The 26,887-nt window shown below is 63.6% G+C and carries 31 protein-coding genes; 1 reads left to right on the top strand and 30 read right to left on the bottom strand.

The window, feature by feature from the left end; genetic code table 11:
* Positions 1-36 precede the first annotated feature (36 nt).
* From bshB1 to NYE40_RS10990, 5 genes are read right to left on the bottom strand one after another with little or no spacing between them, the layout of a single operon-like run.
* Positions 37-747: a bacillithiol biosynthesis deacetylase BshB1 gene (gene bshB1 / locus NYE40_RS11010; RefSeq protein ID WP_028599743.1), complete on the bottom strand. Its 711-nt coding sequence runs from the start codon at positions 745-747 to the stop codon at positions 37-39.
* A 4-nt stretch (positions 748-751) separates the two neighbouring features.
* Complete coding sequence (mgsA, locus tag NYE40_RS11005; RefSeq protein ID WP_028599744.1) at positions 752-1,165, bottom strand: methylglyoxal synthase; 414 nt, start codon at positions 1,163-1,165, stop codon at positions 752-754.
* 53 nt (positions 1,166-1,218) lie between these two features.
* Positions 1,219-2,025 (bottom strand): 4-hydroxy-tetrahydrodipicolinate reductase, encoded by an 807-nt coding sequence (gene dapB / locus NYE40_RS11000; protein ID WP_028599745.1) that lies wholly within the window; start codon positions 2,023-2,025, stop codon positions 1,219-1,221.
* Positions 2,026-2,067: 42 nt separating this feature from the next.
* On the bottom strand, positions 2,068-2,583 hold the full coding sequence (locus NYE40_RS10995; protein ID WP_028599746.1) for a tetratricopeptide repeat protein: 516 nt from the start codon (positions 2,581-2,583) through the stop codon (positions 2,068-2,070).
* Positions 2,584-2,634: 51 nt separating this feature from the next.
* Entirely contained in the window at positions 2,635-2,973 is a 339-nt protein-coding gene (locus NYE40_RS10990; RefSeq protein WP_028599747.1) for a nucleotide pyrophosphohydrolase, read from the bottom strand.
* A gap of 121 nt (positions 2,974-3,094) precedes the next feature.
* On the opposite strand from NYE40_RS10990, the gene NYE40_RS10985 reads away from it, so the two are divergent.
* Positions 3,095-3,967 (top strand): YitT family protein, encoded by an 873-nt coding sequence (locus NYE40_RS10985; protein WP_028599748.1) that lies wholly within the window; start codon positions 3,095-3,097, stop codon positions 3,965-3,967.
* A gap of 94 nt (positions 3,968-4,061) precedes the next feature.
* Here the strand turns inward: NYE40_RS10985 and NYE40_RS10980 are convergent, their stop codons facing one another.
* The 25 genes from NYE40_RS10980 to NYE40_RS10860 form a co-directional block, all read right to left on the bottom strand.
* On the bottom strand, positions 4,062-4,973 hold the full coding sequence (locus NYE40_RS10980) for a sporulation protein YpjB (protein ID WP_084137425.1): 912 nt from the start codon (positions 4,971-4,973) through the stop codon (positions 4,062-4,064).
* Between the two features lie 111 nt (positions 4,974-5,084).
* A complete protein-coding gene (locus NYE40_RS10975; protein ID WP_043111589.1) occupies positions 5,085-5,732 on the bottom strand; it encodes a DUF1405 domain-containing protein in 648 nt (215 codons plus the stop codon).
* A gap of 84 nt (positions 5,733-5,816) precedes the next feature.
* Positions 5,817-6,695, bottom strand: coding sequence for a menaquinol-cytochrome c reductase cytochrome b/c subunit (locus NYE40_RS10970; protein ID WP_028599751.1), 879 nt, complete (start codon positions 6,693-6,695; stop codon positions 5,817-5,819).
* Positions 6,696-6,713: 18 nt separating this feature from the next.
* Positions 6,714-7,385 carry a cytochrome b6 gene (locus tag NYE40_RS10965; protein ID WP_028599752.1) on the bottom strand — a complete coding sequence of 224 codons (672 nt, stop codon included), beginning with the start codon at positions 7,383-7,385 and terminating at the stop codon, positions 6,714-6,716.
* 18 nt (positions 7,386-7,403) lie between these two features.
* The gene (locus NYE40_RS10960) at positions 7,404-7,937 is read right to left on the bottom strand and encodes a ubiquinol-cytochrome c reductase iron-sulfur subunit (protein WP_153783473.1); all 534 of its coding nucleotides are present in this window, start codon (positions 7,935-7,937) and stop codon (positions 7,404-7,406) included.
* Positions 7,938-8,203: 266 nt separating this feature from the next.
* Positions 8,204-8,608, bottom strand: a complete 405-nt coding sequence (locus NYE40_RS10955; RefSeq protein WP_101809052.1) for a DUF2487 family protein — start codon at positions 8,606-8,608, stop codon at positions 8,204-8,206.
* 125 nt (positions 8,609-8,733) lie between these two features.
* Entirely contained in the window at positions 8,734-8,916 is a 183-nt protein-coding gene (locus NYE40_RS10950; RefSeq protein WP_101809463.1) for an IDEAL domain-containing protein, read from the bottom strand.
* A 185-nt stretch (positions 8,917-9,101) separates the two neighbouring features.
* On the bottom strand, positions 9,102-10,292 hold the full coding sequence (locus tag NYE40_RS10945; protein ID WP_101809051.1) for a hypothetical protein: 1,191 nt from the start codon (positions 10,290-10,292) through the stop codon (positions 9,102-9,104).
* A 129-nt stretch (positions 10,293-10,421) separates the two neighbouring features.
* A complete protein-coding gene (locus tag NYE40_RS10940; protein WP_101809050.1) occupies positions 10,422-11,009 on the bottom strand; it encodes a histidine phosphatase family protein in 588 nt (195 codons plus the stop codon).
* Between the two features lie 90 nt (positions 11,010-11,099).
* On the bottom strand, positions 11,100-11,687 hold the full coding sequence (locus NYE40_RS10935; protein ID WP_101809049.1) for a hypothetical protein: 588 nt from the start codon (positions 11,685-11,687) through the stop codon (positions 11,100-11,102).
* On the bottom strand, positions 11,684-12,277 hold the full coding sequence (locus tag NYE40_RS10930; RefSeq protein ID WP_101809048.1) for a sigma-70 family RNA polymerase sigma factor: 594 nt from the start codon (positions 12,275-12,277) through the stop codon (positions 11,684-11,686). Before NYE40_RS10930 ends, NYE40_RS10935 begins: the two co-directional genes overlap by 4 nt.
* A 667-nt stretch (positions 12,278-12,944) precedes the next feature.
* Entirely contained in the window at positions 12,945-14,036 is a 1,092-nt protein-coding gene (locus NYE40_RS10925; RefSeq protein WP_028599760.1) for a prephenate dehydrogenase, read from the bottom strand.
* A 4-nt stretch (positions 14,037-14,040) separates the two neighbouring features.
* Complete coding sequence (gene hisC, locus NYE40_RS10920; protein WP_028599761.1) at positions 14,041-15,138, bottom strand: histidinol-phosphate transaminase; 1,098 nt, start codon at positions 15,136-15,138, stop codon at positions 14,041-14,043.
* Positions 15,139-15,238: 100 nt separating this feature from the next.
* Positions 15,239-16,045: a tryptophan synthase subunit alpha gene (gene trpA / locus NYE40_RS10915; protein WP_028599762.1), complete on the bottom strand. Its 807-nt coding sequence runs from the start codon at positions 16,043-16,045 to the stop codon at positions 15,239-15,241.
* The gene (trpB, locus tag NYE40_RS10910; protein WP_028599763.1) at positions 16,032-17,237 is read right to left on the bottom strand and encodes a tryptophan synthase subunit beta; all 1,206 of its coding nucleotides are present in this window, start codon (positions 17,235-17,237) and stop codon (positions 16,032-16,034) included. Before trpB ends, trpA begins: the two co-directional genes overlap by 14 nt.
* A complete protein-coding gene (locus NYE40_RS10905; RefSeq protein ID WP_052333424.1) occupies positions 17,234-17,956 on the bottom strand; it encodes a phosphoribosylanthranilate isomerase in 723 nt (240 codons plus the stop codon). The genes trpB and NYE40_RS10905 overlap by 4 nt, the downstream gene beginning before the upstream one ends.
* On the bottom strand, positions 17,953-18,750 hold the full coding sequence (gene trpC / locus NYE40_RS10900; protein WP_101809046.1) for an indole-3-glycerol phosphate synthase TrpC: 798 nt from the start codon (positions 18,748-18,750) through the stop codon (positions 17,953-17,955). Before trpC ends, NYE40_RS10905 begins: the two co-directional genes overlap by 4 nt.
* Positions 18,740-19,792 carry an anthranilate phosphoribosyltransferase gene (gene trpD / locus NYE40_RS10895; protein WP_339280045.1) on the bottom strand — a complete coding sequence of 351 codons (1,053 nt, stop codon included), beginning with the start codon at positions 19,790-19,792 and terminating at the stop codon, positions 18,740-18,742. Before trpD ends, trpC begins: the two co-directional genes overlap by 11 nt.
* Positions 19,792-21,366 carry an anthranilate synthase component I gene (trpE, locus tag NYE40_RS10890; protein WP_101809045.1) on the bottom strand — a complete coding sequence of 525 codons (1,575 nt, stop codon included), beginning with the start codon at positions 21,364-21,366 and terminating at the stop codon, positions 19,792-19,794. Before trpE ends, trpD begins: the two co-directional genes overlap by 1 nt.
* Before the next feature lie 344 nt (positions 21,367-21,710).
* Positions 21,711-22,085 (bottom strand): chorismate mutase, encoded by a 375-nt coding sequence (aroH, locus tag NYE40_RS10885; protein WP_028599768.1) that lies wholly within the window; start codon positions 22,083-22,085, stop codon positions 21,711-21,713.
* The gene (gene aroB / locus NYE40_RS10880; RefSeq protein ID WP_339279898.1) at positions 22,082-23,185 is read right to left on the bottom strand and encodes a 3-dehydroquinate synthase; all 1,104 of its coding nucleotides are present in this window, start codon (positions 23,183-23,185) and stop codon (positions 22,082-22,084) included. The genes aroH and aroB overlap by 4 nt, the downstream gene beginning before the upstream one ends.
* A 1-nt stretch (position 23,186) precedes the next feature.
* Positions 23,187-24,356, bottom strand: coding sequence for a chorismate synthase (aroC, locus tag NYE40_RS10875; protein ID WP_339279896.1), 1,170 nt, complete (start codon positions 24,354-24,356; stop codon positions 23,187-23,189).
* 259 nt (positions 24,357-24,615) lie between these two features.
* Complete coding sequence (locus tag NYE40_RS10870; RefSeq protein ID WP_339279894.1) at positions 24,616-25,437, bottom strand: protein-glutamate O-methyltransferase CheR; 822 nt, start codon at positions 25,435-25,437, stop codon at positions 24,616-24,618.
* Positions 25,409-25,852 carry a nucleoside-diphosphate kinase gene (gene ndk / locus NYE40_RS10865; protein WP_028599771.1) on the bottom strand — a complete coding sequence of 148 codons (444 nt, stop codon included), beginning with the start codon at positions 25,850-25,852 and terminating at the stop codon, positions 25,409-25,411. Before ndk ends, NYE40_RS10870 begins: the two co-directional genes overlap by 29 nt.
* Before the next feature lie 58 nt (positions 25,853-25,910).
* Positions 25,911-26,885 (bottom strand): polyprenyl synthetase family protein, encoded by a 975-nt coding sequence (locus NYE40_RS10860; RefSeq protein WP_028599772.1) that lies wholly within the window; start codon positions 26,883-26,885, stop codon positions 25,911-25,913.
* Between the last annotated feature and the right edge of the window lie 2 nt (positions 26,886-26,887).

Below are 26,887 nucleotides of genomic sequence, written 5' to 3'. Positions count from 1 at the left end.
GCTATCATTGTATTCGCGGCTCGGAGCCATTAATCATCAAGCTTCGAGAAAGCTCGACACCGGATGCGGGCGCTTCAGCGCGAAGCCTTCCGCATAGCGGCAGCCGGCGGCTTGTCCCGTCAAATAATCGCGGTACTCGACCCGTTGCACGTATCCCTGCGTCAGCGGCGTCTCGACGCGGTCGCCGCCGGCAGCCTCGAACTGCGAGCGATAGGCGGCCAGAGCGTCGAGCTTGGTCCCGATCTCCGCCGTGACGTCGACCGTCAGGGCGATATCGCGCTGGTCGTTGATGTAGTAATAGACGAGCCGCTCCACCTGGACCGGAGGCAGCTCCGGCATGCAGCGGCGCAGCTTGGCGTTGAATACGGCTTCCTCGACGATCGCGCTGCATGCGTTGTGGTCGGGGTGGCGGTCCTGCCAGTACGGCGCGAAGACGACGCGCGGCCGGCGGAGCCGAATCTCGCGGACGACGGCGGCGATCTGCTCCGAGTCCCCCGTCAAGCCGCGGTCCGGCAAGCCGAGGCAGCCCCGATAGGCCAAGCCCAGGATGCGGGAAGCCTCCGCCGCCTCCTCGGCGCGCAGCACCGGATCTCCGTTCGAGCTCATCTCGCTGCGCGTCAGGTCGCAGACGCCGACGCGCCACCCTTGCCGGGCATGGAGGGCGATCGTGCCGCCCATGCCGATCTCGGCATCGTCCGCATGGGCGCCGAAAACGAGCAGATCGACTTGACTTTGTTGAGCGTCCATCCGCTTACTCCGGCTTGTACTTGTGCACGAGCTCGCGCCAGGCGAAGTCTCCGCGCATCATCGACTTGACGAGCAGCTCGGCGGTCGCGATGTTCGTCGCCACCGGGATGCCTTGCACGTCGCACAGGCGAAGCAAGGCGGTAATGTCCGGCTCATGCGGCTGAGCCATGAGCGGATCGCGCAGGAAGATGATGAGATCAAGCTCATCCTCCGCGACAAGCGCTCCGATCTGCTGGTCCCCGCCGAGCGGGCCGCTCATGAAGCGCTTGATTTGCAGGCTCGTCTTTTCCATGATGCGGGAGCCCGTCGTCCCGGTGGAATACAGCTTGGCGTTTTTGAACGCCTCCTCGTAGGCGGTGACGAAGTTGACCATTTCGTCCTTTTTGCGGTCATGCGCGATGAATGCGATTTGCAGCATCTATTCCAGCTCCTTTACGGCCTGACAGGCTGAAGTTTTCCAGGAATCGTTCCTTAGTCGTCCATGATATGCTCGAAGCCGTACACCATGCCCTCGTAGGTCATTACTTTGCGGACGGCATGCGCGACGCCCGGCATGTAGCCGGCGCGGTCATAGGAGTCGTGGCGGATTTTGAGCGACTGTCCGAACGCTCCGAAGACGACCTCCTGCTGGGCGAACACGCCCGGAAGACGCACGCTGTGGATGCGGAACCCGTCGTAATAGCCGCCGCGCGAGCCCTCGATCGTCTCCTCCTCGCTCGGATTGCCCTGCCGCAGCTCCTTGCGGGCGGCTGAGATGAGCTCGGCCGTCTTGATCGACGTTCCGGACGGAGCGTCAAGCTTCTGGTCGCCATGATATTCAATGATTTCGAGATGCGGGAAGTATTTGGCCGCCTCGGCGGCGAATTTCATCATCAGGATGGCTCCGATCGAAAAGTTCGGCGCGATCAGCCCGCCGATCTTCTGCTGCTTGCACAGCTCGTCCAGCTCTTCGATCTGGGCTGGCGTGAAGCCGGTGGCGCCGACGACCGGCCGGACGCCGCGCGTGATCGCTTCCAGCGTGTTGGCGTATACGGCCTGCGGCACGGTGAAGTCGACGAGCACGTCGATGTCGGCGGAGGACAGCATCGCCTCGAGCGTAGGCACGACCTTGACGCCGGCCTCGTCCAGGCCGACCAGGCGTCCCGCGTCGACGGCGCCTGCGGATGGAGACATCGCGCCGGCCAGCTGAAGCCCTTCCTCCTGCAGCACCAGCTTGACGGCTTCGCGGCCCATGCGGCCGGATGCGCCGGCCACCGCGACTTTGATTGGGGTTGACATTGATGATCACCTCGGTTCAGAAATAAAAGGCGGCAGGGACGGTCAATCCCTCCCTCGCCGCCTCAGCATCCGCTTGAGCTGACGATTCAGCTGCCTCGCTTCCTCCATCGCCGGCTCCAGGCGGCAAGCCTCTGCCGCGAGCAGCCGCGCTTCCTGCAGCCGGCCGAGCTGCATGCAGCAGACCGCGGCGAGATAGCAGGCCTCGGCCTGAAGCGGGTCGAGGATGCGGGCCTCCTGCAGGAACTCCATCGCTTCCGACGCGGAGCCCGACTCGGAAGCCAGCAGCAGCTTGGCGTCGGAGACGAGACGCCTCGCCTCGACGATGTCCAGGTGATAGCGGTACTCCTCGTGGCCCGGCTTCAGCTCGCATGCCTGGACCGCATGGTGGAGGGCAAGCTCCCACCGTCCGCTCCGAGCGCAGGAGACCGAGCACTTATAATGAAAGGAAGCGTTGCGAGGCTCCAGCTGGATGGCCTGCAGGAACCACTCGATCGCTCCATCGAAATCGCCGTTCAAGATGCATTCATACGCTTTTTTGATGCAGCCTTCCCCGTCCATCCGCCCACCTTCCTTGCGCTAGGGTGATGGTAACAGCATATGCCCGGGGCGTTATTGCGGTTCGCCGTTTTTGCGCGTCCAGCGGTCGGCGTCGCGCGTATTGAACTTGTGCATGACGGCGTCATGCGCCTTCGTCAGGTCGATGTCCAGCGAGTTGGCGAAGCAGTTCAGGATGAACAGGATGTCGCCCAGCTCCATTTCGATGGAGTTGTCCGCCTCGTCCGGCTTCTTCGGCTTCTCGCCGTACGTATGGTTCACTTCGCGCGCCAGCTCGCCGACTTCCTCCGCCAGCCTGGCCACGAGCGACAGCGGGCTGAAGTAGCCTTCCTTGAACTGGCCTATGTAACGGTCTACCTCGCGCTGGATTTCGGCGAGTGATTTTTCTTCCATGCGACAGTCCCCTTTTGCAACGTATCTTTACCTATGTTATCCTAAAGCAGTTTTGAACACAATATAGGGAAGCCGCTGCCAGGCTGCCCGCTCAGACTGTGAAGCCAAGGAGAAAACCGTCATGACCCATCTTGCTTACCGCTATCTGTACAAGTCCATCCTCCCCGTCCTGCTCGGAACGGCCATCTACGCCTTCGGCCTGCAGTATTTCCTGCTGCCCAACCAGCTCATGGAAGGCGGCGTGACCGGCATCGCCGTCCTGCTCAACTATGCGTTCGGCTGGAAGCTGTCCATCACGACGCTGCTGCTCAACATCCCGCTCTTCTTCATCGGGCTGCGCATCCTCGGCCGGCTGCCGATGATCATGACGATCGTCGGCACGCTCAGCCTGTCCCTCTTCCTGTTCATTTTTGAAAGGGGAATCGAAGCGGGCTGGATCGAGCCGTTCAACGCCGAGCATGACCTCATCCTCGCCGCGCTGTACGCGGGCGTGACGCTCGGAGGCGGCCTCGGCATCGTGTTCCGCTTCGGCGGCACGACCGGCGGCGTCGACATCGCCGCCCGCATCATCAACCGCGCCAAGGGCTGGAGCATGGGCCAGATCATCCTGTCGTTCGACGCGATCATCATCGGCATCTCGCTCATGTACATTCCGAAGCAGAACGTGCTCTATACGCTTGTCGCCGTCTTCATCGCCTCCAAGCTCATCGACTTCATCCAGGAAGGCGCCTACGCCGCCAAGGCGTTCTCGATCATCAGCGAAAAGGGCGAGGAGATCGCCGAGCGCATCACCGTCGAGCTCGAGCGCGGAGTGACGCTCATTCCCGCTGTCGGCGCCTACTCCAAGGTGCAGCGCAACATGATCTACTGCGTCGTATCCCGCAGCGAGATCCGCTCGCTGCGCTTGATCGTGAAGACGATCGATCCGCGCGCGTTCATCGTCATCAGCGACGTGCATGACGTTCTGGGCGAGGGCTTCAAGGAGGAGGCCTAAGCCTAAGCCGCCTCTTCCCTTCCCCTAGTTGCTCGAGCACACGAAAAGCCCTTCCGTCTTTTTCTGACGAAAGGGCTTTTCGATGTTGGGCCTTCTACTTTCGGACGACTCCGTTGCGGCTCGGGCGCTCCGGACGCGCCGGGAGCACGATGACGCCATGTTGGCCTTGACGGTAGTTCGACCAGCCGACGTAGGTCAGCAAGGCGCAAATGAGCGGCACGATCGTATAGATCAGCCAGCCTCCGCCCGAGCGCGGAGCCAGCGGAAGCGGGAGCGCGTCGGCCGGCAGGTCGCCGCCCCCGGCGAGGAACAGCCGATCCGCCGTGCCCGACAGCGACTCGAACGACTGCACGGCCAAGCCGGTCCGGGTCCCGTCCCGCGACGTCAGCAGCCGGGAGCTGTAGGCGATGCTGTCCCGCATCGCTTCGGCCATCTCCTTGTCCCGCATGAGCAGCGCGGAAGGCTCGATCAGCTCCCAATGCTGCCGCAGCGTCCGCATCCGCGCCTCTGCCGTGCCGGTCTCGGACGCGCCCGACGTCGTCCAGGCGATGACGAGCTGCCGGGCGTCCTCCTTGAGGATCGGACGGTACTGCAGCCAAAGGGCGTCGTCGCCTCCGGCCAGGCTGTCCGCAGCCAGGCGGAGCTTGGAGGCCGCCGCCAGCAGCCCGTCCGCATCCGACTGCCGGCTCGCCGCGACCTCCGCCTCGCGGAAAGCTTCATCGACCGCGATCCATCCGAGCTCGCCGCCGCTCCGACGCAGCACGCTGTCGCCGGCTGTCGCCGCCGCATCCCGCAGGGTATAAAAAATGCCGTTGCGGTCCGCAGCCATGACCGATTCATAGAATCGGTCGGCTGCCGCCTGGAACCTCTCCTGCTTGGCGCGAAGGCGCAGGTCGTCCTCGCTTGCGGTTGAAGCACGGCTCGCCGCGGCCGCCAGCGCGGCGCCGTGCAGCAGAAGGGCAGCCGCCAAGCCCGCTGCTATGGCTGCCCACCATCGTCTTGACATGCTTATCCCTCCCTGTCTGTCCTACTTTATGCAGGGACAGGCAGGTTTATGATGGCGGATCCACGCACCTCGAATCGGATCAGCGGCCGCGCCGGCAAGCCCTAGCCCCGGTCAGCGGCCGCGCCCGTCACGCCCCCTCCGCAGCAGCGCCAGTCCGAGCATCGTGACGAGGAAGCTGAACACGGTCAGCCCGACCGTAAAGGTCCGCACCTCGGGCACATAGTCGTACAGCGGCCCCGGCAAATAAGGGAAGATGCCGAAGGTGTAGTCATTGTAGTCATTCAGCAGCAGCCAGCCGAGCGCGAACGCCGCGGCAGCTCTGCGGAACCGGAAGAACGGCAGATAAAGCAGCGCTTCCACCGCCATCCCGAGATGCGAAGCCATCAGCATGTAATGCTGCGGCTCCAGCGGCTCCCCTTGGGAGGCGCCGGCCACGATCATCGAGACCGCCCAGATGCCGTACTTGATCGAGGTGACGACGCCAAGCGCCTCGATCGCCGAGCGCAGCAGCCGCGCTCCCCGTCCAGGCGATGCGGGCGGAAACAGCAGGTAGAGCAGCGCCAGCGTAAAGAAGAGGCTGGCGGTAGGACTGTCGGGCACGAAGACGATTTGCCACCAGGGGTGTCCGTTGCGGACGGTCTGCTCGAGCTGATGAGCATACCAATAGTAGCCGTAGACAGTCCCAAGCGCGTTGACGATGAACAGCGTCCACAGGAACGGCCGATACAGCAGCAGGCTGCGATCCAGCTTGATTCCCATCGTTGGTTCCTCCTTTGATGCCGGAATCGGTACAGAAAAGACCTGACTGCCGAAGGACAGTCAGGTCTCTCGCTCTGCCGAGACTTACTCGCCGGCAGCCTTTTGCTTCGCCAGCCAGTCGGCCAGCGTGTTGATTTCTTCGGAGGAGAGCTGTTCGCCGAACGCCGGCATCGCGCCTTTGCCGTTCGTGACGATGTCAGCCAGCTCTTCCTTCGTCAGCAGGTCGCCGACGCCATGCAGCGATGGAATCTTCGCTCCGGCTTGGCCTTTGAGGTCCGTGCCGTGGCATTGGAGGCAGCCGGCCTTTTCCATGATCGCCTTGACGTCCGCGTTGTCCGCGTCGACCAGAGCGACCTCCTCGACCGGCTTCGTCGCCGAAGGCGGCTCCTTGCCGGACATGGCCGCTTCGCGCGCCTCTTCCTCGCGGGTGATATGCTCCGGCACCGTGCCGGTGACTTCAAGCTCATGCTGGTAGAAGTCCCAGCTCACCTTGGTGAGATAGAAGCAGGCGACGAGCGAGAGCAGCATGAGCGCGCTCGCGATCGGACGGCGGTAGAAGCGGCGCTCCTTGCCGGTGTCCAGGAACGGAGCCAGCATCAGCGAGCCGAACGCGACGCCGGGAATGCCGACAACGCCCCAAGCGACATAATCGCCGGACACCCAAGGATACTTGAGCAGCTGGTACAGGAACAGGAAGTACCAGTCCGGAATCGGAATGAACGCCGAGTTGGTCGGGTCCGCCGGATAGCCGAGCGGAGCCGGGTGGGCGATCGTCAGGACGAGGAATCCGACCAGGACGACGCAGCCGACCATCCATTCCTTGAGCAGGAAGTTCGGGATGAATGCTTCCGAACGGCCGGGGAAGGAAGTATAGTCCGGCGGCACCGCCACTACTCCGGAAGGCTTGCGCACCCGGGAGTCGCCGACATAAACGACCTTTTCGTCTTTGTTGCCGTGAGCCATTTAGGTCCCTCCTCTCGGTTATAGAGGACCCGCGATGCCTTGCTTGCGGATCATCAGGAAGTGCGCGGCCAGCAGAGCCAGCAGGGCGCCGGGCAGGAAGAACACGTGGATCGCGAAGAAGCGGGTCAGCGTCGTCGCGCCTACGATCTCGCCGCCTTGCAGGAAGATCTTGATATACTCCCCGATGTAAGGCACGGAGTCCGCGATCTGGATGCCGACCTTGGTGGCGAAGTATGCCTTGTTGTCCCACGGCAGCAGGTAGCCCGTGAAGCCGAGGCCGAGCATGATGAAGAAGATCAGCACGCCTACGACCCAGTTCATCTCGCGAGGCGCCTTGTAGGAGCCCGTGAAGAAGACGCGCAGCGTATGTAGGAACATCATGACGATGACGAGGCTCGCGCCCCAGTGGTGCATGCCGCGTACGATGGAGCCGAACGGCACCTTGTGCTGCAGGTAGTCGACGCTGGCATAGGCATTGATGATGTCCGGCACATAATACATCGTCAAGAACATGCCGGAAAGGATCTGGATGACCGTGATGAAGAACGTCAGTCCTCCGAAGCAGTAGACGAAAGCGGAGAAGTGATGCGCCGGGTTGACATGCTCCGGTACTTCATGGTCCGCTACATCCCGCCACAGCGGCGTTACGTCAAGACGCTCGTCGATCCAGTTGTATACGCTTTTAAACATCGGAACTAACGCCTCCCATTAAACCCGCGTGTTGGGGATGATGTCGCCCAAGTAGACGAAACCGTTCTCGATCTTGACCTGGTACTCGTCAAGCGGAGCCGGCGCCACGCTCAGGTTTTTGCCATCTACCGTGTAATGCGCGCCGTGGCAAGGACACACATATTGATTAGCAGTCGTCGTGTTCCAGCCGATCGTGCAGCCGAGATGCTTGCACACCGGCGAAAGGGCGAAAATCTTGCCGTTGTCGTCCTTCATGATCCAGGCCGCCTGCTCGGGATCGCTTACATACCAAGCATCCACCTGATGGATCTTGAACTTGAATTCGGTCGGCTCGCCGACCTTCACCTTGCTCTCTTCCACGACCTTCACGAAACTGCCGCCCGCGCGCTTCTCCAAGAGGGGATCAACGGCGAACCGGATCATCGGCAGCACGGCGCCGCCTGCCATGAAAGCAGTTGCTCCTCCGAGGGTGTACGCGAGAAACTGCCTGCGGGACATTTCCTTGCGTTTTACGGGAGTATGCGCGGTCTCCTGATACTCGTGATTACTCATCTGTTCAACCCCCTTTGCAACCATTTCGGATGCCTTGTCCGCCAGACATTCCGTGTCGAACCAAGCAATTCCTATCATACGTCAGTCGTATAGGAGCGTCAAGAATTTGGAAGTTCAATGTTCAAAAATCGCTCCCATGTTTGTTGCTAATTTGTCACAATTGCCCCTGCTTTCGACACGCGCAGTTAACAATCATTCCCTGAGACATGGTTTCCCCCAAACGCGCCGTCTCTATACGCGCTCGAAGCCCTTCCTTTGCTCTTTGATCAGGCGTTCCAGAGCCGGCGGATCTCGCTGCGGATGCGCTCCGCGTCCGGCAGGCTGCCGTCCTCGCCCGGCCCGATCGTCAGATCGGCTTCAGCCAGCCCGTCCAGCCGCAGCGCCGCCGAAGCCGCCACCACATAGCGGAAGCCCGCCTTCTTCAGGTTCGCGACGAGCGGGCCGAGCGCCGCCGCGCTCTCCTCGCTGCCGTATTGAACGGCCGGATAAGCGATGATCCGTCCTCGGAACGGGACCTCGATCGCATCCATCACGTCGCGCAGCTTTTCGAGCTCGGCCGCGGCCTGCCACGGATTCTCGACTCCGCTCAGCCCCGTCACCGGCAGCAGGCAGGTATCGACAAACGGCTGCAGCTCGGGCCACCGCGAAGGCTCGATTTCGCTGAATTTCATCTTGCACCTCCTTTAGCGCCATAACCTTTACTATGGTACCTTCTAAAGGCGCGTTTGCCAAGCGCACGAACCCCCCGCCGGTCCGGCGTACCGGATCGGCGGGGGGCATGGGCGCGCCGACGTCGTCAGCGCTGCAGCGTATTCCATTGGGCAGCCAGCTTCTCAAATCCTTCCTTGTCGCCGGATTCCAAAGCATTGTCGATCGCCGCGTAGATCTTTTCCTTTCGAAACCGGATCATCGCCTCGTCCAGCAGCATCTCCGCGGCCAGCCCGAGCATGACCTCGTAATTCGCCTTCATTTTGTCCATCGGATGCACCTCCGCAAATTTGTGCACCTATACCTTCCTCGCTGCAGTTCGTGCCGGTAGTGCCGCCAGGTATAGAATCGACGCCAACCTATCGCCGCGATCTCCATCTATCGTATTCTTCCTAGCGGCGGCCGGGAGAGGCTGATGACCCGCCAGCTAGAATAATATGCTCTTGCCTGCCCGTGCTAGAGAGGCGGAACGGCGCCGGCTTCGATCCGCAGCACGTCTCCGTGCTCCACGCTCACCCCGGCGACGATCGCCCGGCCGAGCCGAGTCATGCGCAGCACCGTCCCCCGCTGCTCCTCCTCGCCGATCCGCAGCAAGCCGAGATGAAGCATCATCATGAGGATGCGGGAATCCATGACCGCCTCTGCCGTATCGTAGTAGTAAGGCTTCACATACGGAATCAGCACCTCCCGCAAGGAATCCGCCGTCACCCAGCGGTCAGCCAGCTCGTCGACCCAATGGACCATCGGCGCCAGATTGGGAACCGGGCCTTTGTACAGCCGCAGCCAGAACCGATAGAGCTGCTCCGTGCCGAAAGGCTGTGCTCCGAGCAGCGCCGCCTCGCCGAGCGGCGTGAGCAGAAGCTCGCTTTCGGTCTCCTCGAGCCACTTATTATAGAAGCAAAAATCGTAGACGAGCGAGAAGCGCTCCGGATATTCGCGGAAACGGCGGCCGTAGCCGAACCTCCACGCCGCTTTGGCCGGCGGCTCCTCCCGCACGCCGAAGCTCTCCATCGCCTGCAGCATGCTGCGGCGGTGCATGTAGCCCTCCCGCGTCAGCGGCACCTCATGGTGACGCACGTACGAAAGCAGCGCTTTGACGTCGCCCGCGAGCAGCTCCTGCTCGTCCCGGTATACCGGCGGCTCGTCCGTAAACACGAGCCGTTCGGCGAACTTCCGCTTGAGCGTCTGGCGGAAGCGATCCTTGAGATCTTTCGGCACGCGGAACAAATACCGGTCGGGTCCCGATATGCCGTTGAACAGCCATCCGTAATGCTTGAAGCGGACGATCATGTCCCGGGGCCCTTCCGGCTCCGCCGGCGGCTTGCCTTTTTTGGCGCGTCCCTTGGCCCGGCCTTGGGCCGGCTCGCTGGCCGGCTCCAGCCCGTCGCGGCTCGACTGCACTCTGGCGATCAGCTCCTCGAGGCTGAACTGCTCCCGGCTGTCGAAAATCAAGGAGTTGATGAATCTCAGCTCCTCCAGCTTCATGCTGCCGATCTGGGCGTCGAAGCCTTCGCGCGAGCCGGCTTTTGAGAGAATCGCTTGAATCAGCTCATGCTTGGAGTTGCCGTTGCAGCGGCAGTCGTACACTTGCGCGATCCGGCTCAGCTGGGCGATGTCCGCATAGCCCAGCATATCGGAGAAATTCATCTCTCGTCCCTCCTTCTATCGGCCCTGTTCCCTTCTAGCTGCTTTTTGTACTACCATTATGGGACGATTCGGAAGGTTTAAGACGTGCCGGACAACAAAAAAACCCGCCGGTTCGGCGGGTTCTTCGGGTCAAGCCTTTTCTTGCAGATGAAGCGTGCAGTTATGCAGCAGCGACTTCCACCCTGCTTCTCCGTGCTCGAGGACGGAGAAGCACATATTGTTCAGGTAAGGCTGATCGAGCCCTTCGACCATCACTCCGAGCATCTGAGCGAGGAAGCTTCCATGCGTGACGGCGAGCAGTCGGCCCTCGGGCATCCGCGCCGTATAGGCTTGCAGAAATGCCGCCGCCCGCAGGCGGACGCTCTCGTCGCTCTCCACTCCGGCTTCCGGATGCGTCCGCCACTCCGGCCCCCACGCCGCCAAGCGCTCTTCCTCCAGCGTGCCCTCGATCTGGCCGAAGCTGCGCTCGATGAGCAAGGGCTCCGGCTCCAGCAGCGGAATCCCGAGCTTGTCCGCGATGATTCGTCCCGTTTCGGCTGCGCGCGAGAGGCCGCTCGTGACGACGGCGTCCCAGCTCTGCTCCTCGCCTGCCAGCCGGTTCGCGAGCAGCAGCGCCTGGCGCTTGCCTTCGTCGTTCAGCGGAATATCGGTGATGCCTTGAATGCGGCCTAACGCGTTCCAATCGGTACGGCCGTGACGGATCAGACCCAGTTTCATCGTCTTGCCTTCCTTCCTGCTGCAATATCGTCCGGACTGAGTATAACAAAAGTATAACAAAAAAACCGGCCGCGAAGCAGCCGGAGTGCGTCATTTTCGATTGCGGGACAGCCACCCCATCATGAGCATCGTCATGACGAGCCCCAGCATGGATAAGATAATCCAGTATTGGGGCGTGCGGGGAACGAGGCTCAGCAGCAGCGGATCGCTGACCGTGGCGACGGGAATGTCGCCCGAGATCGACGCTTTGAAGACGGGAGAGGAAGAAGCGTTCGCCGTATCCATGATGCCCTTGGTCTCGTCGGACTGTCCTCGGCCGAGAAGCACGTACAGCAGGCTCGTGCAGAACATCGCCAGGCACGCCGCCACGGCGGCGGACAGCCTGGGTCCGAAGGAGCGGCTCAACGAAAACCGTCTTTTCAGCGTCCAATCCATATGGTCCTCGGCGTAGATCCGGTCCATGACCGTCCGATTGACTTCCTCGGCCCTTTCGGACATTTCATGCTCTTCCATATCGGACAGTTCCTGGATGAGCCGCTCGCTCTCCGCCCAAAGCTCGTATTCCTGCCTGCAGGCTATGCAATGCTTCAAATGCAGGTCGACAGACTGCTTCAATGGCTCGCCATCCGGCAAATCCCAATAAAGCGCCAGCGCATCCTGCACTTCTTCGCATTTCATCGCAGCTTCATCCCTTCGAACGCTTCGCTCTCCGTTTCTTCGAAGTAGGGTTCCAGCTGGACCTTGACGCTGCCCCGGGCGCGGAACAACAACGATTTGACCGAACTGACGGTCCCGCCCAGAACATCGGCAATCTCCTGATAGTCCAATCCTTCATATTCGCGCAGGATGAGCGCAGAGCGCTGCTTTTCCGGAAGAGCGTTGATCGCTTCCCGGACAAGCGCCATCCGCTCGCCCTGGAGCAGCCTCTGCTCCGGAGCGGCGTCCAAAGGAGCGGTCGGCATGATGCCGCTCTCCTCCAAAGGAATATGTACGCTGCGCTGCTTGCGAAGCTCGCTCAGCACCGTATTGCGCGCAATCGTGTACAGCCAGGTGGAGAACTGCGCGTCCACCTCGCGGAACGAATGCAGGCTGCGGTAAGCTTTGTAGAAGGTCTCGGAGCAGAGGTCCTCCGCGACGAGCTCCATCTTGGTGCTTCTGAGCATGTGAAGGATAAAGGCCATGATCTTGCGCTGGTAACGCCTCATAAGTTCGGAATAGAGCTCTACATTTCCATGTTTGATTTGCCGGATCAGATCGGAATCATCCATGACAGGCGGCTTTACCTCCTCACCTGCAGCGATTTCCGTCCGGCATTTAATTGTACCGGAACGGATGCAGAAAGTTGCGCTGCCGCGCCAAAAAAGAAAGAAGAATGAACATACGACGTTAATGTGTATTTCGGCATCCCGCAAAGCATTCTGAAGACTACTATTTCGCCAGCCGACGCCAAATTCCTGCCGGCTTCGACATCATGGGTGATTACCCAAAACTTGGATGCCCGCAAACTCTTCGTATTGTATCATGGGGGGCGCGAAAGGAATCGAATATGAGGAACTTCTAAGAAAAGGCAAGCTCAAAACAAAAAGCCGCCCGAGAGGGCGGCCCGCACAAGACGTGCGATGGAGTTGGATAGGAGTGGAGAGAAACCATACTGTACTTTTATTATATGTATCCGTTTTCAATCTGTCAATAAGCGTTTTCATTTTGTTCGAAAAAAGTTTGAAGCGGTTTCATGAAGGCAGCTCGCCTAAAACGAAGCGCCCTCTGCCGGGCGGCAGAAGGCGCTTTCGTCTGGAAGAGGCAAAGCCGAAAGGCGGCGATGCTCTGGCGTCGCCGCCCGCCCCGGCACGGGCCCACTTGGACCGGCGATGCCGCTTGGACCGGAGGCCGCCGCTTGGACCAGTGACGCCGCTTGGACTGGACGCCGCCGACGGATCAGCTCTTGACCGTATACCCCAGCTGCTCAAGCGCATCGAGCGCCTGGTCGAGATCCCCTTGGGTGCGGAAGCTGAGGCGCAGCACGCCAGGAACATCCATCCGGCTCTCGATGATCTGCAGATTGCTCAGGTTGATCCGGCGGTTGCCGAGCTCCGTCGCGATCTTGCCGATGATGCCGGGATGATCGGGCACGTCCATGTAGCATTCGTAAATGGACTGGAGCACGCCCTTGCGGCGCTCCGGCAGGCTGCTGCGGAATGCTCCCGCGGCGCGGAACGCATCGCTGATCGCCTCGCCGTCCTGCTTGCGCAGGATGTCCGCGAGCCGTTCCAGCTCTTCTCCCCACTCCTGCAGCAGCCGCAGCACGACGCTGCGGTTCGCCAGCAGAATATCCCGCCAGACGACCGGATCGCTCGAGGCGATGCGCGTGATGTCGCGGAAGCCTCCGGCCGCCAGCATCGCGTAAGCCTCGTTGGACTCGTTGTAGCGGCGCACCTGGTTGACGAGGCCGGCCGCGATCAGATGCGGCAGATGGCTGATCGCTCCGACGATCTCGTCATGCTCCGAAGGATTCATATGGACGATTTTGGCACGGGTGTGGCCGAGCAGCTCCGTCAGCCGCTCGACCGCATCGGCCGGCGTGCCGGCCTCCGGGGTGAGCACGTAATAGGCGTTCTCGAACAGGATCGGGCTGGCCGCCTCCACCCCGGCGCGCTCGGACCCGGCCATCGGGTGGCCGCCGATGAACACGGCGCCATGCCAGTCGATGGCGGAGACGGCTTCGGCGACGCCGGACTTCGTGCTGCCGACGTCCGTGACGACGCAGCCCGGCTGCAGCGGCATGAGGCTGATGCGGCGAGCGTAATCGGCGAGCATGCCGACCGGCACGCACAGGAAGATGAAGTGCGCCCCCCGCACCGCATCCTCGAGCGAGGTCGTAGCCTCGTCTACGACGCCCAGCTTGACATACTTGTCGGCCGACTCTTGACGATAGGAATAACCCGTTACGTGCAGGCCGGGCTGTCCTTTGAAGCACAAGGCGAGCGAGCCTCCGATGAGGCCCGCTCCGATAATGGCGATTTTGGTCATCGATTTACTGTTGCACCGTCGCTTCCTTCAGCACTTCCTCCAAGGCGGCGACAAACTTGACGTTGTCGTCCGCCGTGCCGATCGATACGCGCAAGCGGTTCGGATACTTGGACCATCCGGCGCGCGTAATGAAGCCGCGGCGCAGCAGCCGGTCGAACGCCTCGCGGGACGGCATGCCGACGTCGACGAGGACGAAGTTGGCCTGCGTCGGGAAGTAGGCCAGCCCGAGCCGGTCGAACTCGCTCTGAAGGTAGTCGCGCTGGCGGAGATTGTTCTCGCGGCAGCTGTCGACGAACGCCTGGTCGGACAGGGCGGCCTTGGCCGCGGCCTGCGACACGCGCGCCGTATTGAACGGCTCGCGCACGAGGTTGATCGCATGGATGACGTCCGGATGGGCGATGCCGTAGCCGATCCGCAGCGCGGCGAGTCCGTAGATCTTGGAGAACGTGCGCAGCGAGACGAGGTTCGGATAGCGCTCCAGCAGCCGGATGCTGTCCGGATAGTCCGGATCGTCGACGAAGTGGCAGTACGCCTCGTCAAGCACGCAGAGCACGGACGCCGGCAGCGCGTCGAGGAAGGAGACGAGCTCCCGCTCGCTCACGATCGTGCCGGTCGGATTGTTCGGCGAGCAGATCCAGACGATCTTGGTGCGGTCGGTGACCGCGGCCAGCATCGCCGGCAGATCCTGCTTGCCGTCCACGAGCGGCACCTCGACGATGACGGCGTTCTCGACGACCGCGTTGTGCCGGTACTGCGAGAACGTCAGATCGGCCATGACCGTCTCGTCTCCCGGCTCGAGGAACGAACGAGCGAGCATGAGGATGATCTCGTCGGCGCCGTTGCCCCAGATCAGCTGCTCCGGCTGAACGCCGAGATGGGCGGCGGTCGCCGCCGTCAGCTCGACGCTTGCCCCGTCCGGGTAGATGTTGCTGTTTTCGATCTCGGTCAGGATCGCCTGCTTGGCCAGCGGCGAGCTGCCGTAAGGGTTCTCGTTGGAGGCCAGCTTGATGACCTCGCTGAGGCCGAGCTCTCTCTTGACGTCGTCCACCGGCTTGCCCGGCTGGTAGACGGGCAGATCCACGATATGGCGTTTCGTATTCATGGTTCACCTCATAAAAAAGTAAAGTCCGCTTCCCGCGTCATGCCCTCTATTGTCTCACAGTTTCCGGGAAGTTGGAAGCACTTTAAAGCGGTGCACCAAGTCAGCCGCGCAGGGAGGCGACGAAGCGGCCGATCTGCGCGATTCCGTCGCGGTACGTCGACGGCTCGGCAAGCAGCGGCAGCGCCTCTTCGACCTGCCGCACGATCGCGCTCCCGACGATGACGCCGTCGGCATGGCGGCTCATCCGCTCGACCTGGTCGCGGCTGCTGATGCCGAAGCCGACCGCGATCGGCACCGGCGCCGCCTCGCGCACCGACTGCAAAAATTCCTCGATGCCGCTGTGGAATTCGCTGCGCATGCCCGTCACGCCGAGCGAGCTGACGCAGTAGACGAACCCTTGCGCGCTTGCGGCGATCCGCTGCACGCGCGCCTTGGACGTCGGCGCGACAAGCGGAATGAGGTGGATGCCGGCCTCGGCGGCCATTTCCCGCACCTCTCCGTCCTCCTCGATCGGCAGGTCCGGGATGATGAGGCCGCTGATGCCCTTGTCATGGAGGAGCGTGAAGAACCGCTCCAGCCCGTACTGCAGGATCGGGTTGAAATAGCTGAACAGGATGAACGGCATGCGGCAGCCGGCTTCCCGGGCGCGCTCAGCCACCAGGACGCAGCCCTCGAGCGTCACCGGTCCGCGCAGCGCTCGCTCCGATGCCTGCTGAATGACCGGTCCGTCGGCCAGCGGGTCGGAATAGGGAACGCCCAGCTCGACCATGTCGGCGCCGCTGCGCTCCAGCTCGAGCACGATGTCGACCGTCGCGTCCAGGCTCGGATCGCCCGTCGTGACGAACGGAATGAGCGCCGCGCGGCCCTCGGCCTTCAGCGCCGCGAACACTTCGTCAATGCGATTCATTCGGCTTCCCCCCCAGATATCCCATGATGGCTTCTACGTCCTTGTCGCCGCGGCCCGACAGCGAGACGACGATCGTCTTGTCCTTGGGCAGCGTCGGGGCGAGCTTCATGACCTGCGCGATCGCGTGGGCCGACTCCAGCGCCGGGATGATGCCTTCCGTGCGGCTCAGCAGCTGCAGCGCTTCGAGCGCTTCCGCGTCCGTGACCGGAACGTACTCCGCCCGTCCGGAATCCTTGAGGTAGGAGTGCTCCGGTCCGATGCCCGGATAGTCGAGTCCGGCGGAAATCGAGTGGGCCGGCAGCACCTGGCCGCTGTCGTCCTGCAGCACGTAGCTGAGCGAGCCTTGGAACACGCCATGCCGTCCGAGCGTCATCGTCGCCGCATGCTCGTCGGTGTCGACGCCGCGTCCCGCCGCCTCGACGCCGATCAGCTGGACCGATTCGTCGCCGACGAACGGATAGAAGATACCCATCGCGTTGCTGCCCCCTCCGACAGCGGCGACGACGTAATCCGGCAGCCGCCCTTCGTCCCGCAGGACCTGCTCGCGCGCCTCGTCGCCGATGATGCGCTGGAAGTCGCGCACCATCATCGGATATGGATGCGGACCGGTGACGGAGCCGAGGATGTAGTAGGTGTCGTCGACATGGCTCACCCAGTAGCGGAGCGTCTCGTTGCAGGCGTCCTTGAGCGTGCGCGTGCCCGACAGCACCGGCACGACCTCGGCGCCGAGCAGCTGCATGCGGAATACGTTGAGCTGCTGGCGCTTCGTATCCTCCTCGCCCATGAACACCTTGCACTCGAGCCCGAGCAGCGCGGCGATCGTCGCCGATGCGACGCCATGCTGTCCGGCCCCCGTCTCGGCGATGATCTTCTTTTTGCCCATGCGCTTCGCCAGCACGCCTTGGCCGATCGTATTGTTGATCTTATGGGCGCCGGTATGGTTGAGGTCCTCTCGCTTGAGCAGGATCTTCGCGCCTCCGAGATGGCTCGTCAGCCGCTCGGCGTAGTAGAGCGAGGTCGGCCTTCCCGAATATTTATGGAGCAGATAGCGGACCTCTTCCTGGAAGCCGGGGTCCTTGGAGTAGTGCTTGTAGGCTTCCTCCAGCTCGAAGAGCGCGTTCATCAGCGTCTCGGGCACGTACCTCCCCCCGAACTTGCCGAAGCGTCCATTCTCATCAGGTACCTGATTCATCGCTGCTTCACCCTTTCCGTAAATGACCGGATCCGTTCCGGCGACTTCTGTCCATCCTGCTCCACTCCGCTCGAGACGTCAATTCCGTCCGGCGAGTAGCCGTCGATCAGCTCGCGCACATTGTCCGGATGCAGCCCGCCTGCCGCCAGCAGCGGCAAGCCGGCGGCGGCGGCGGCCTCCGCATAGCCGGGGATCATTTCCCAGTCGAACGTGCGGCCGGTGCCGCCCCCTGCCGTATCGAGCAGCAGGCCGCGGACGCCCGCGTCCGCATAACGCGCGACTTCCGCGGCGGCCGCCTCCGGGCCGGCGGCCAGCCGTCCCGCGTGCAGCGCCTTCCAGACGGGAAGCCCGGCGGCCTCCGCGGCGGCGAGGCATGCCTCCGGGCTCTCCGAGCCGTGCAGCTGCACGAGGTCGAGTCCCGCCTCCTTCGCCGCCTCGGCCAGCTCCGACGCCGGCGCGTTCACGAACACGCCGACAGCCAGCGGAGCGGGGCGTCCCGCTTCCTTCGCCGCGGCCTTCATCGCGGCGATGAGCCGCGCCGCCTCCGCCGCAGCGACCTGGCGCCGGCTCGGCGCGAACACGAAGCCGGCGTAATCGACCGGGAGCTGCCCGAGCAGCCTGGCGGTCGCCTCGTCCCGGATGCCGCAAATCTTGAGCAGCGGAGCGGATGAGCCCTGGCCCGGAGCGGCGCCGCAATCGCGCCCTGCAGGAGCGCTCATCGGACGCGCACCGGTCCGAGCAGCCGCTCGACCGCCTCGGCCGGATCCGGCTGGCGCATGAAGTGCTCGCCGACGAGCACGCCGGCCGCGCCGGCCGAGCGTACGTAGGCGACGTCCTCGGGAGCGGAGATCGAGCTCTCGCTGATGACCGGAAGCCCGGCCGGCACCATCCGCATCAGCCGCTCCGTCGTCTCCAGGCTCGTCTCGAACGTATGCAGGTTGCGGTTGTTGATGCCGACCAGCTTCGCGATGCCCGCGTCCAGCACGCCGTCCAGCTCGCGCTCGTCATGCACCTCGACGAGCACGTCCATGCCGAGCGACTCGGCGATCTCATGCAGCTCCTTGAGCCGCGGGCGGTCCAGGATGGCCGCGATGAGCAGCACGGCGTCCGCGCCGATGACGCGGGCCTCGTACACCTGGCGGTAGTCGATGAGGAAGTCCTTGCGCAGCAGCGGCAACGAGACGGCCGCGCGGATCGAGGCGAGGTATTCCGGCGCGCCCTGGAAGTAGTCGCGGTCGGTCAGCACGGAGATGCAGTCCGCTCCGGCCTGCTCGTACGTTTTGGCGAGCTCGACCGGATTGAAGTCGGCGCGGATCAGCCCTTTGGAAGGCGAGGCCTTCTTCACCTCCGCGATCAGGCCGACGTCGCGCCGGCGGCGCGCGGTGACGGCTCCGATGAAGCCGCGGCACGGCTCCATTCCGGAAATTTCTTTCTCATAGGCGGTAAGGCTGAAGCGGCTCGCCAGCGCTTCGACCTCGCTTTTTTTCGTATGGACGATGCGATCAAGAAACATGGGCCAGCTCTCCTGTCTTTTGGATCAATTGCTCCAGCTTGGCGCCGGCGGCGCCGCTGTCGATGGCATGGCGGGCGGCTTCCACGCCGCCGAGCAGCGTCACGGCCGCGCCGGCCGCATAGATGCAGGCTCCGGCGTTGAGCAGCACGATGTCGCGGTAGGCGCCGCGCTCGGAGCCGTCGAAGATGCGGCGGATGATGGCGGCGTTGTCTTCCGCAGATCCGCCCTGGATCGCCGACAGCGGCTGCCGGGCGATGCCCAGCTCCTCCGGCGTCAGGTCGTACGTGCGCACCTGGCCGTCCTCCCCGAGCTCCGATACGGTCGTAGCGGCGCTGATGCTGATCTCGTCGAGGCCGTCATGGCTGGATACGACGAGCGCCCGCTTCAGGCCGAGCGTGCCGAGCACGCTCGCGACCGTCTCGGTGCGGGAGCGGTCGTACAGTCCGAGCAGCTGCCGGTCGGCGCCGGCCGGGTTGGCGAGCGGACCGAGCATGTTGAAGATCGTGCGCACGCCGAGCTCCCGGCGCGGAGCCGCCGCATGGCGGAGGGACGGATGGTAGAGCTGCGCGAACAGGAAGCAGATGCCGATCTCCTGCAGGCACGCCGCCGCTTGACGCTCATCGAGCGAGATCGCCACGCCGAGCGCCTCGAGCACGTCCGCGCTGCCGGCCTTGCCGCTCATCGCGCGGTTGCCGTGCTTGGCGACCCGCACGCCGGACGCGGCTGCGATGATGGACGACGCCGTCGAAATGTTGAACTTGTGGATGCCGGAGCCTCCGGTGCCGCAAGTGTCGAGCAGCCCTTCCTGCGCCGTCTCCACGCGTCGCGAGAAGCCGCGCATCGTCTCGGCGAAGCCGGTGATCTCGTCGATCGTCTCGCCTTTCATCCGCAGCGCCGTCGCGACGCCGGCGATCTGCGCGGGCGTCGCCGCTCCGTCCATGATCAGGCGCATCACGTCTCCCGCTTCCGCTCGGGTCAGATGTCCCCCTCCGATCAGCTTGTCGAGCGCCGTCTTCATCGTCGTCGTACGAACCGCCTCCATCATGCCCGCTCCTCCTTTCCTGCCGGTACGAAATAATCGCTGTTGATCGCCGCAGCTCTGGCCGGCTCGCCGCCGCGCCGCGGGAATGCGGCCTCGGCCGTGCGGATCGCCTTGAGCATGCCCTTGGCCTTGTTGACCGTCTCCTCGTATTCCTTTTCCGGAACGGAGTCCCACACGACGCCTGCGCCGGCCTGCACGTACGCCTTGCCGTTCTTGAAGATGATCGTGCGGATCGTGATGCAGGTATCCATGCTCCGTCCGCTGAAGCCGAAGTAGCCGATCGCTCCCGCGTAAGCCCCCCGCGCCTCCGTCTCGAGCTCGGCGATGATCTCCATCGCCCGCAGCTTCGGCGCGCCCGATACGGTTCCGGCCGGCAGGCAGCTGATGAAGGCGTCGAAGAAATCCTTGTCCTCGCGCATCGTGCCCGTCACGTTGGAGACGATGTGCATGACATGGGAATAGCGCTCGATCTCCATGAACGAATCGCAGCGCACGCTTCCGAATTCGGCCACCCGGCCGATGTCGTTGCGTCCGAGATCGACGAGCATCAGATGCTCGGCGCGCTCCTTTTCGTCCGCGAGCAGGTCGGCCTCGAGCTCGCGGTCCTCCTCCTCGGTGCGGCCGCGCGGCCTCGTGCCGGCGATCGGCCTCGTCTCGACCTTGCCGTCGGACACTTTGACGAGAGCCTCGGGCGACGTGCCGACGATGACCTCGTCGTCCATTTTCAAATAATACATGTACGGCGAAGGGTTGAGCGTCCTCAGGATCCGGTACACATGGAGCGGATCGACGTCGGTCTCGATATGGAACCGCTGGGACAGCACGACCTGGAAGATGTCGCCCGCGCGGATATAGTCCTTGGCTGCGTCGACGTTGGCGATGAACTGCTCCTTGGACAGGTTGGAGCGGATGTCCCCGAGATCCGGATCGTCGGGCAGCGGGCCCGCCGTCGCCAGCGGCGGCACCGGCTGGCGCAGCTTCTCGAGCGTGCGCTCGATCCGCTCGACCGTCGCCTCGTACGCCTGCTCGATCTCCCGGTCGGTCGCGGCGTCCGGCACATGCACGTTGCCGATGACGCCGATCTGCTGCTTGAAGTGGTCGAATACGATCATCGAGTCGCAGAACATGAACTGCAGGTCGTTCATCTGCAGGTCGTCATGGCGATGCTTCGGCAGGTTCTCGTAGTAGTGCAGCAGATCGTAGCCGAAAAAGCCGACGGCGCCGCCGCTGAAGGACGGGATGCCGGGAAGCTCCGGGCTGCGGTACGCCCGCAGATGGGCTTTCAGCAGCTCCAGCGGACGGCCCTCGTCCAGCTCGATCCGCTCCCCGCGCTTCTCCAGCACCATCCGGCCGTTCTTGCCGTAGAGCATCATGAACGGGTCCATGCCGATGAAGGAGTGGCGGGCCCATTTCGCTCCGCCCTCGACGCTCTCCAGCAGGAAAGCTCTTTTCTCGCGGGCGAAATGCTGGAACAGCCGGATCGGCGTCTCGGTGTCCGCCAGCAGGTAGCGCGCGATCGGGATCAGATTGTACCGTCCCGCGAGGCGGAGCACGGACTGCAGCTCTCGATTCATCTTCATCGTCTCCTTGGCATCAGATGGAAAAGGACTTCATGCAAAAAGCTCCCGCCATAGGCGGGAGCTGGATAAGAGCGATGAAAAGAATAGGCTCGAAGAGCAGCCGCTGCATGCCATGCAAGCAATCCCTCCGTCAACGCCGCAAAGGCGATGCGAAGCAGGATCGTCTGCGCGACGCAGGCTCCTCCATCTCAGCTAAGCTCATCTCGACTCGTCTCTCTCAGGCTCCCCGCCACTCCAAGCCCTCTAACCGCCGGACATGATCGGGGACTGCCTGCTCCGCCCTCTACAGGCGATCGCGAAAATCATTATCCCAACTATACAGGGGACCTACCGAGCCGTCAACCCTTGGCACCGCTCAGATCCGGACGGAGCACGCCGGCGCCGCGCAGGTAGACATGCTTGATCTCTTTTTGCGTCAGCTCCGTGTTGACGGTGACCATCAGCCGGATGCAGCGCTCCAGGCTGCCCTTGACCGGCACCTCGACGGCGCACATGAGCGGCACGAGGTCCCAGCCCTCGAGGCCGCGGATCGCCCGAGCCGGAAACGCCGCGTCCAGATCCGTCGTCACCGTGATGAGCACGCTGCAGATTTCTTCCGGGTCGACCCGGTTCTCCGCGACGATCGCCTGCAGCATCTCCGATGTCGCCTCCAGGATGTCCTGCTCCTCGTTGCGGTCTACCGTGATGGCGCCGCGAATTCCCCTCACGCTCATGGCCAGCTTGCCTCCCGTTTCAGCCGCTCGACGATGTCCCGGACCCACTGCTCGCGGATGTCGCTGCGAATCTCGACTTCTCCGATCGCGGTCGGCACGACGAACACCATTTTGCCTTCGCCGAATTTCTTGTCATGCATCATCGCTTCCATGATCCGGTCCGTATCGAAATGCTCCGGCAGCGAGACGGGCAGACCGGCCTTGCCGAGCGCCTCGCGGGTACGGAGATACACTTCTTGCGGCGCTCCGAGCTGCACGCCGAGCAGCGCCGAGCCGATCATGCCGATCGATATCGCTTCTCCGTGAAGAAGCTCGCCGTAGCCGGCCACCGCCTCGAGCGCATGGCCGATCGTATGGCCGAGATTGAGGATCGCGCGCAGGTCCTGCTCCGTCTCGTCCGCCGACACGACGGCCGCCTTGACCTCGCATCCTTTGAACAGCGCGTAGCCGAGCGTTTCCGGATCGAGCGCGAGCAGCCGATCGGCGTGCCGGACGCACCAGTCGACAAAAGCGGCGTCGCGAATGAGGCCGTGCTTGACGACCTCCGCCAGCCCCGCGCTCACCTCGCGCCGCGGCAGCGTCTTCAGCGTGTCGAGATCGTACAGCACGAGCGCCGGCTGGTGAAATGCGCCGATGATGTTTTTGGCCATCGGATGGTTCACCGCCACCTTGCCGCCGACGCTGCTGTCATGGGCAAGGATCGTCGTCGGCATCTGCACGAACCGGATGCCGCGCATGTAGGATGCGGCCGCATAACCGGCCAGGTCGCCGACGACGCCGCCGCCTAGCGCGACGATCGCGGACTTGCGGTCAAGCCCTTCCTCGAGCGCCCTCGTCATGATCTCCTCGAAGCGGGTGAGCGACTTGGACGACTCGCCGGCCGGCACGACGCAGGAAGCGGCGCGGAAGCCGGCCGACCGCAGCTGCTCCAGCAGCGGCTCCAAATACAGGGGAGCGACCGAATCGTCGCTGACGACAAGCAGCGGAGACTTGACGCTCAGGCCGGCTTCAAGCAGCTCCTGCCCCGCCTGGCCGAGCAGGCCCTCCCCGATCCGGATCGGATAGGACCGCTCGCCGAGATCCACTCTGAGCTCGCGCATGTCAGTAGCCTCTGACTTGCTCGAGGTAGCCGTCGTAGTTGCGGCGGATCTCCTCCATCGAGTCCCCGCCGAACTTCTCCAGGAACGCCTTCGCCACTTCCCAGGCGACGACATGCTCCATTACGACGCTGGCCGCCGGAACGGCGCAGCTGTCGGAGCGCTCGACCTGCGCCGTGAACGGCTCGCGCGTGTCGATGTCGACGCTCGCAAGCGGCTTGTACAGCGTCGGAATCGGCTTCATGACGCCGCGCACGACGATCGGCTCGCCGGTCGTCATCCCGCCTTCGAAGCCGCCGGCGTTGTTGGAGGCGCGGTGGTAGCCCCGCTCCTCGCTGTACAGGATCGGATCATGCACCTGGGAGCCGCGCAGGATGCCCGCCTCGAAGCCGATGCCGATCTCGCAGCCTTTGAAGGCGTTGATGCTGACGACGGCTCCGGCGATGCGGGAATCGAGCTTGCGGTCCCACTGCACATGGGAGCCGAGGCCGACCGGAACGCCTTCGACGACGCATTCGACGATGCCGCCGATGGAGTCTCCGTCCGCCTTGATCTGGTCGATGTAGGCTTCCATCCTGGCTTCGGTCTCTTTATCCACGACGCGGACCGAGGACTCCTCGGTCAGACGCGCGAGCTCGTCGGCCGGCAGCTGGTTGGGCGGAGCCTCGATGTCTCCGATGCGGATGACCTGGCCGGCGACCTTGATGCCGAAGGCGGCCAGCAGCTGCCGGGCCATCGCGCCTACGGCGACGCGCGCCGCCGTCTCGCGGGCGCTGGAGCGCTCCAGCACGTTGCGCAGATCCTTGAGGTCGTACTTGAGCCCGCCGTTGAGGTCGGCGTGGCCGGGCCGAGGACGATGCACGCGCCGCTTGGCCTCGTCTCCGCCCTCGATCGGCTCGATGTTCATGACCGAGGTCCAATGCTTCCAGTCGTTGTTGGCGACCACGATCGCGACCGGAGCCCCGGTCGTCCGCCCGTGGCGCACGCCGCCGACGATCTGCGCCGTATCCTTCTCGATCTGCATGCGGCGTCCGCGGCCATAGCCCTTCTGGCGGCGAAGCAGCTGGAAGTTCAGCTCCTCGAAGTCAAGCTGCAGGTTGCTCGGAAGCCCCTCGATAAGGGCCGTCAGCTGGGGGCCGTGCGTCTCTCCCGCTGTCAAATAACGTAAACTCATGCCAGATCTTCCCCCCTCGTATTCAGGCCCGGTTTATCCGATCGCTTTACCACAGCGACGCTTTTAAGAACTCAAGCGCCATGCTGCGGAAAGGAGGACCGGCACCGCTCCGGCGGGGGATGCATCCCTCGCCGGTCGGCGCCCGGCCCTGCTCGGCTCAAGGCCGTCCGTCCCGGTTTCTTTGCCCATTATAGTATATGGCGCGTCCGTTTGACAAGAAAGCAAGCCCGGCCGCTGGACGGGCCGGGCTTGCGGACGATCAGGCTTTGCGCCGGTAGAAGAACGTTTCCGCCGACTCCAGCCCGTATTCGCCCGGAGAGAAGATCTGCTCCGTGCTGCCGACGAACAGGATGCCGCCCGGACGAAGCGCTTCGGCGAACTTGCGGTAGAGGAGCGTCTTGGCCTCCTCGGTGAAATAAATCATGACGTTGCGGCAGATGATGAGATCATAAGGCCCGTCGAAGCGGTCGTCCAGCAGGTTGTGCTGGCGGAAGCGGATGATGCGGCGCAGCTCCGGGCGCACCGCGAAGCCGCCGGGAATCGCCTTGAAATGCTTGTCCAGCAGCGGCTTCGGCACGTCCTTGACGGAACGGGAGTGGTACTCGCCCGCCTCCGCCTTGGCGAGCACGCCCCGATCGAGATCGGTCGCCGTGATCTCGGAGCGGGCGGAGGCGCCGAGCTCCTCCAGCAGAATCGAGAGCGTATAGGGCTCCTCCCCGGTCGAGCAGGCGGCGCTCCAGCAGCGCAGGCGCGGGTTGTCCCGCAGCAGCTCCGGCAGGAAGCGGCTGCCCAGCACTTCCCAGCGGCCCGGGTTGCGCCAGAATTCGGAGACGTTGATCGTCATCCGGTCGAGGAATTCGTCCATCAGCTCGGGCGAGCGGCTGAGCGCCTGCCAGTAGGCGTCGAAGGTGGAGAAGCCGTGGCGGAGGCGCAGCGTCGTCAGCCTGCGCTTCATCTGGTTCTCCTTGTATTGCGACAGGTCGATGCGGGTATGGGCGCGGATCTGCTCGACGAAGCGGAGGAAGTCCGGATCCGCCCCCGCCGCAGCGGGATCAGATCCAGCGGGCGATAGTCCGGTCATAGCTTACGATCTCCTCCGGTGCGAACCAAAGTGCGATCTCCCTCTCGGCATTTTCGGCGGAATCGGAACCGTGCACGAGGTTGAGGTTCGTATGTATGGCAAAGTCCGAGCGGATCGTGCCGGGCGCCGCCTCGACGGCGTCGGTCTTGCCGATCATCGCGCGCGTCAGGGCGATCGCGTTGTCCGCTTCCCACACCATCGCGAATACGGGACCCGCGGTAATGAACACGATCAGCTTGTCGTAAAACGGCTTGCCCTTATGCTCGCCGTAGTGGGTTTCCGCGAGCTCCTGGCTCACCATCATGAATTTCGCGGCCGCGAGCTGCAGCCCTTTTTTTTCGAAGCGGGACATGATCTCGCCGATCAGCCCTCTCTGCACGCCATCCGGCTTGACCATGATCAGCGTTCTTTCCATGCGCTTCCCTCCTGGATCGATGCGGCTGCCGACCTTCCTTGCCGCGGGCGGCGAGGCGTCAATAGCTGCGTTTGTTGATAAAATGGGCGATGTCGATCAAATTCTTCTTCGCCGGAAGATCCGGAAGTCCTGCCAGCGCGGACAAAGCTTTTGCCGTAAATGTCTCCGCCATCCGCTCCGCCGTCGCGACGCCGCGGCTGCCGCGGATGAGCTGGATCGCCGCATGCGTGTCGGCGCGCCCGTCGCTTTCCCGGATCGACCGGATCTCCTGCAGCAGCGGCGTCCTGCGCTCCTCCTCCTGGAGGGCCAGCAGCACCGGCAGCGTGATGTTCCCTTGGCGGATGTCCGAGCCCGGCGGCTTGCCGATCTGCTTCTCGGTGCCGAGCAGGTCGAGCAGGTCGTCGCGGATCTGGAACGCCATGCCGGTATTGTAGCCGAACCGGTAGAGCAGGCTGCTCGTCCTGCGGTCCGCTCCCGCCGCGACCGCGCCCATCTCGCAGCTGATGGCGATGAGCAGGGCGGTCTTGCGGCGGATCCGCCTCAGATAGTTGCGCACCGACTGCTCCGTATGGAAGAAGTCGCGCACCTGCTCCATCTCGCCGATGCACATCTGCACCATCGCCCGCGCCAGGATGCGATGCAGCTCCGGCTCGCGCGCCTGCGTCATCAACCCGAGAGCCTTGGCGTAGATGAAGTCTCCGGTGTACATGGCGATGCGGTTGTCCCACTTCGCGCCGACCGTCGGCTGGCCTCTCCGGGTGCGGGCGTTGTCGATGACGTCGTCATGGACGAGGCTCGCGCTGTGGATCAGCTCCAGCGAGACGGCCACGCGCTGCAGCTCCTCCAGCCGGTATTCGCCGAAGCGTCCGGCGAGCAGGACGAACACCGGGCGGATGCGCTTGCCGCCCGCCTGCAGCAGATGCAGGGACGACTCGCCGAGCAGGCTGTCGTCGTCGGCCACGGCCGCTTCGAGCTGGCGCTCGATGCCGCTCAGCTCGCCTTTCATTTTGGCATACAGGTCTAGCAGTTTCATTC

The sequence above is a fragment of the Paenibacillus sp. FSL W8-1187 genome (assembly GCF_037965485.1).
GTDB classification, from domain to species: Bacteria; Bacillota; Bacilli; order Paenibacillales; family Paenibacillaceae; genus Paenibacillus_O; species Paenibacillus_O pasadenensis.
The sequence above is the reverse complement of the archived record's forward strand: the minus strand, read 5'-3'. Positions and strand labels throughout refer to the sequence as shown.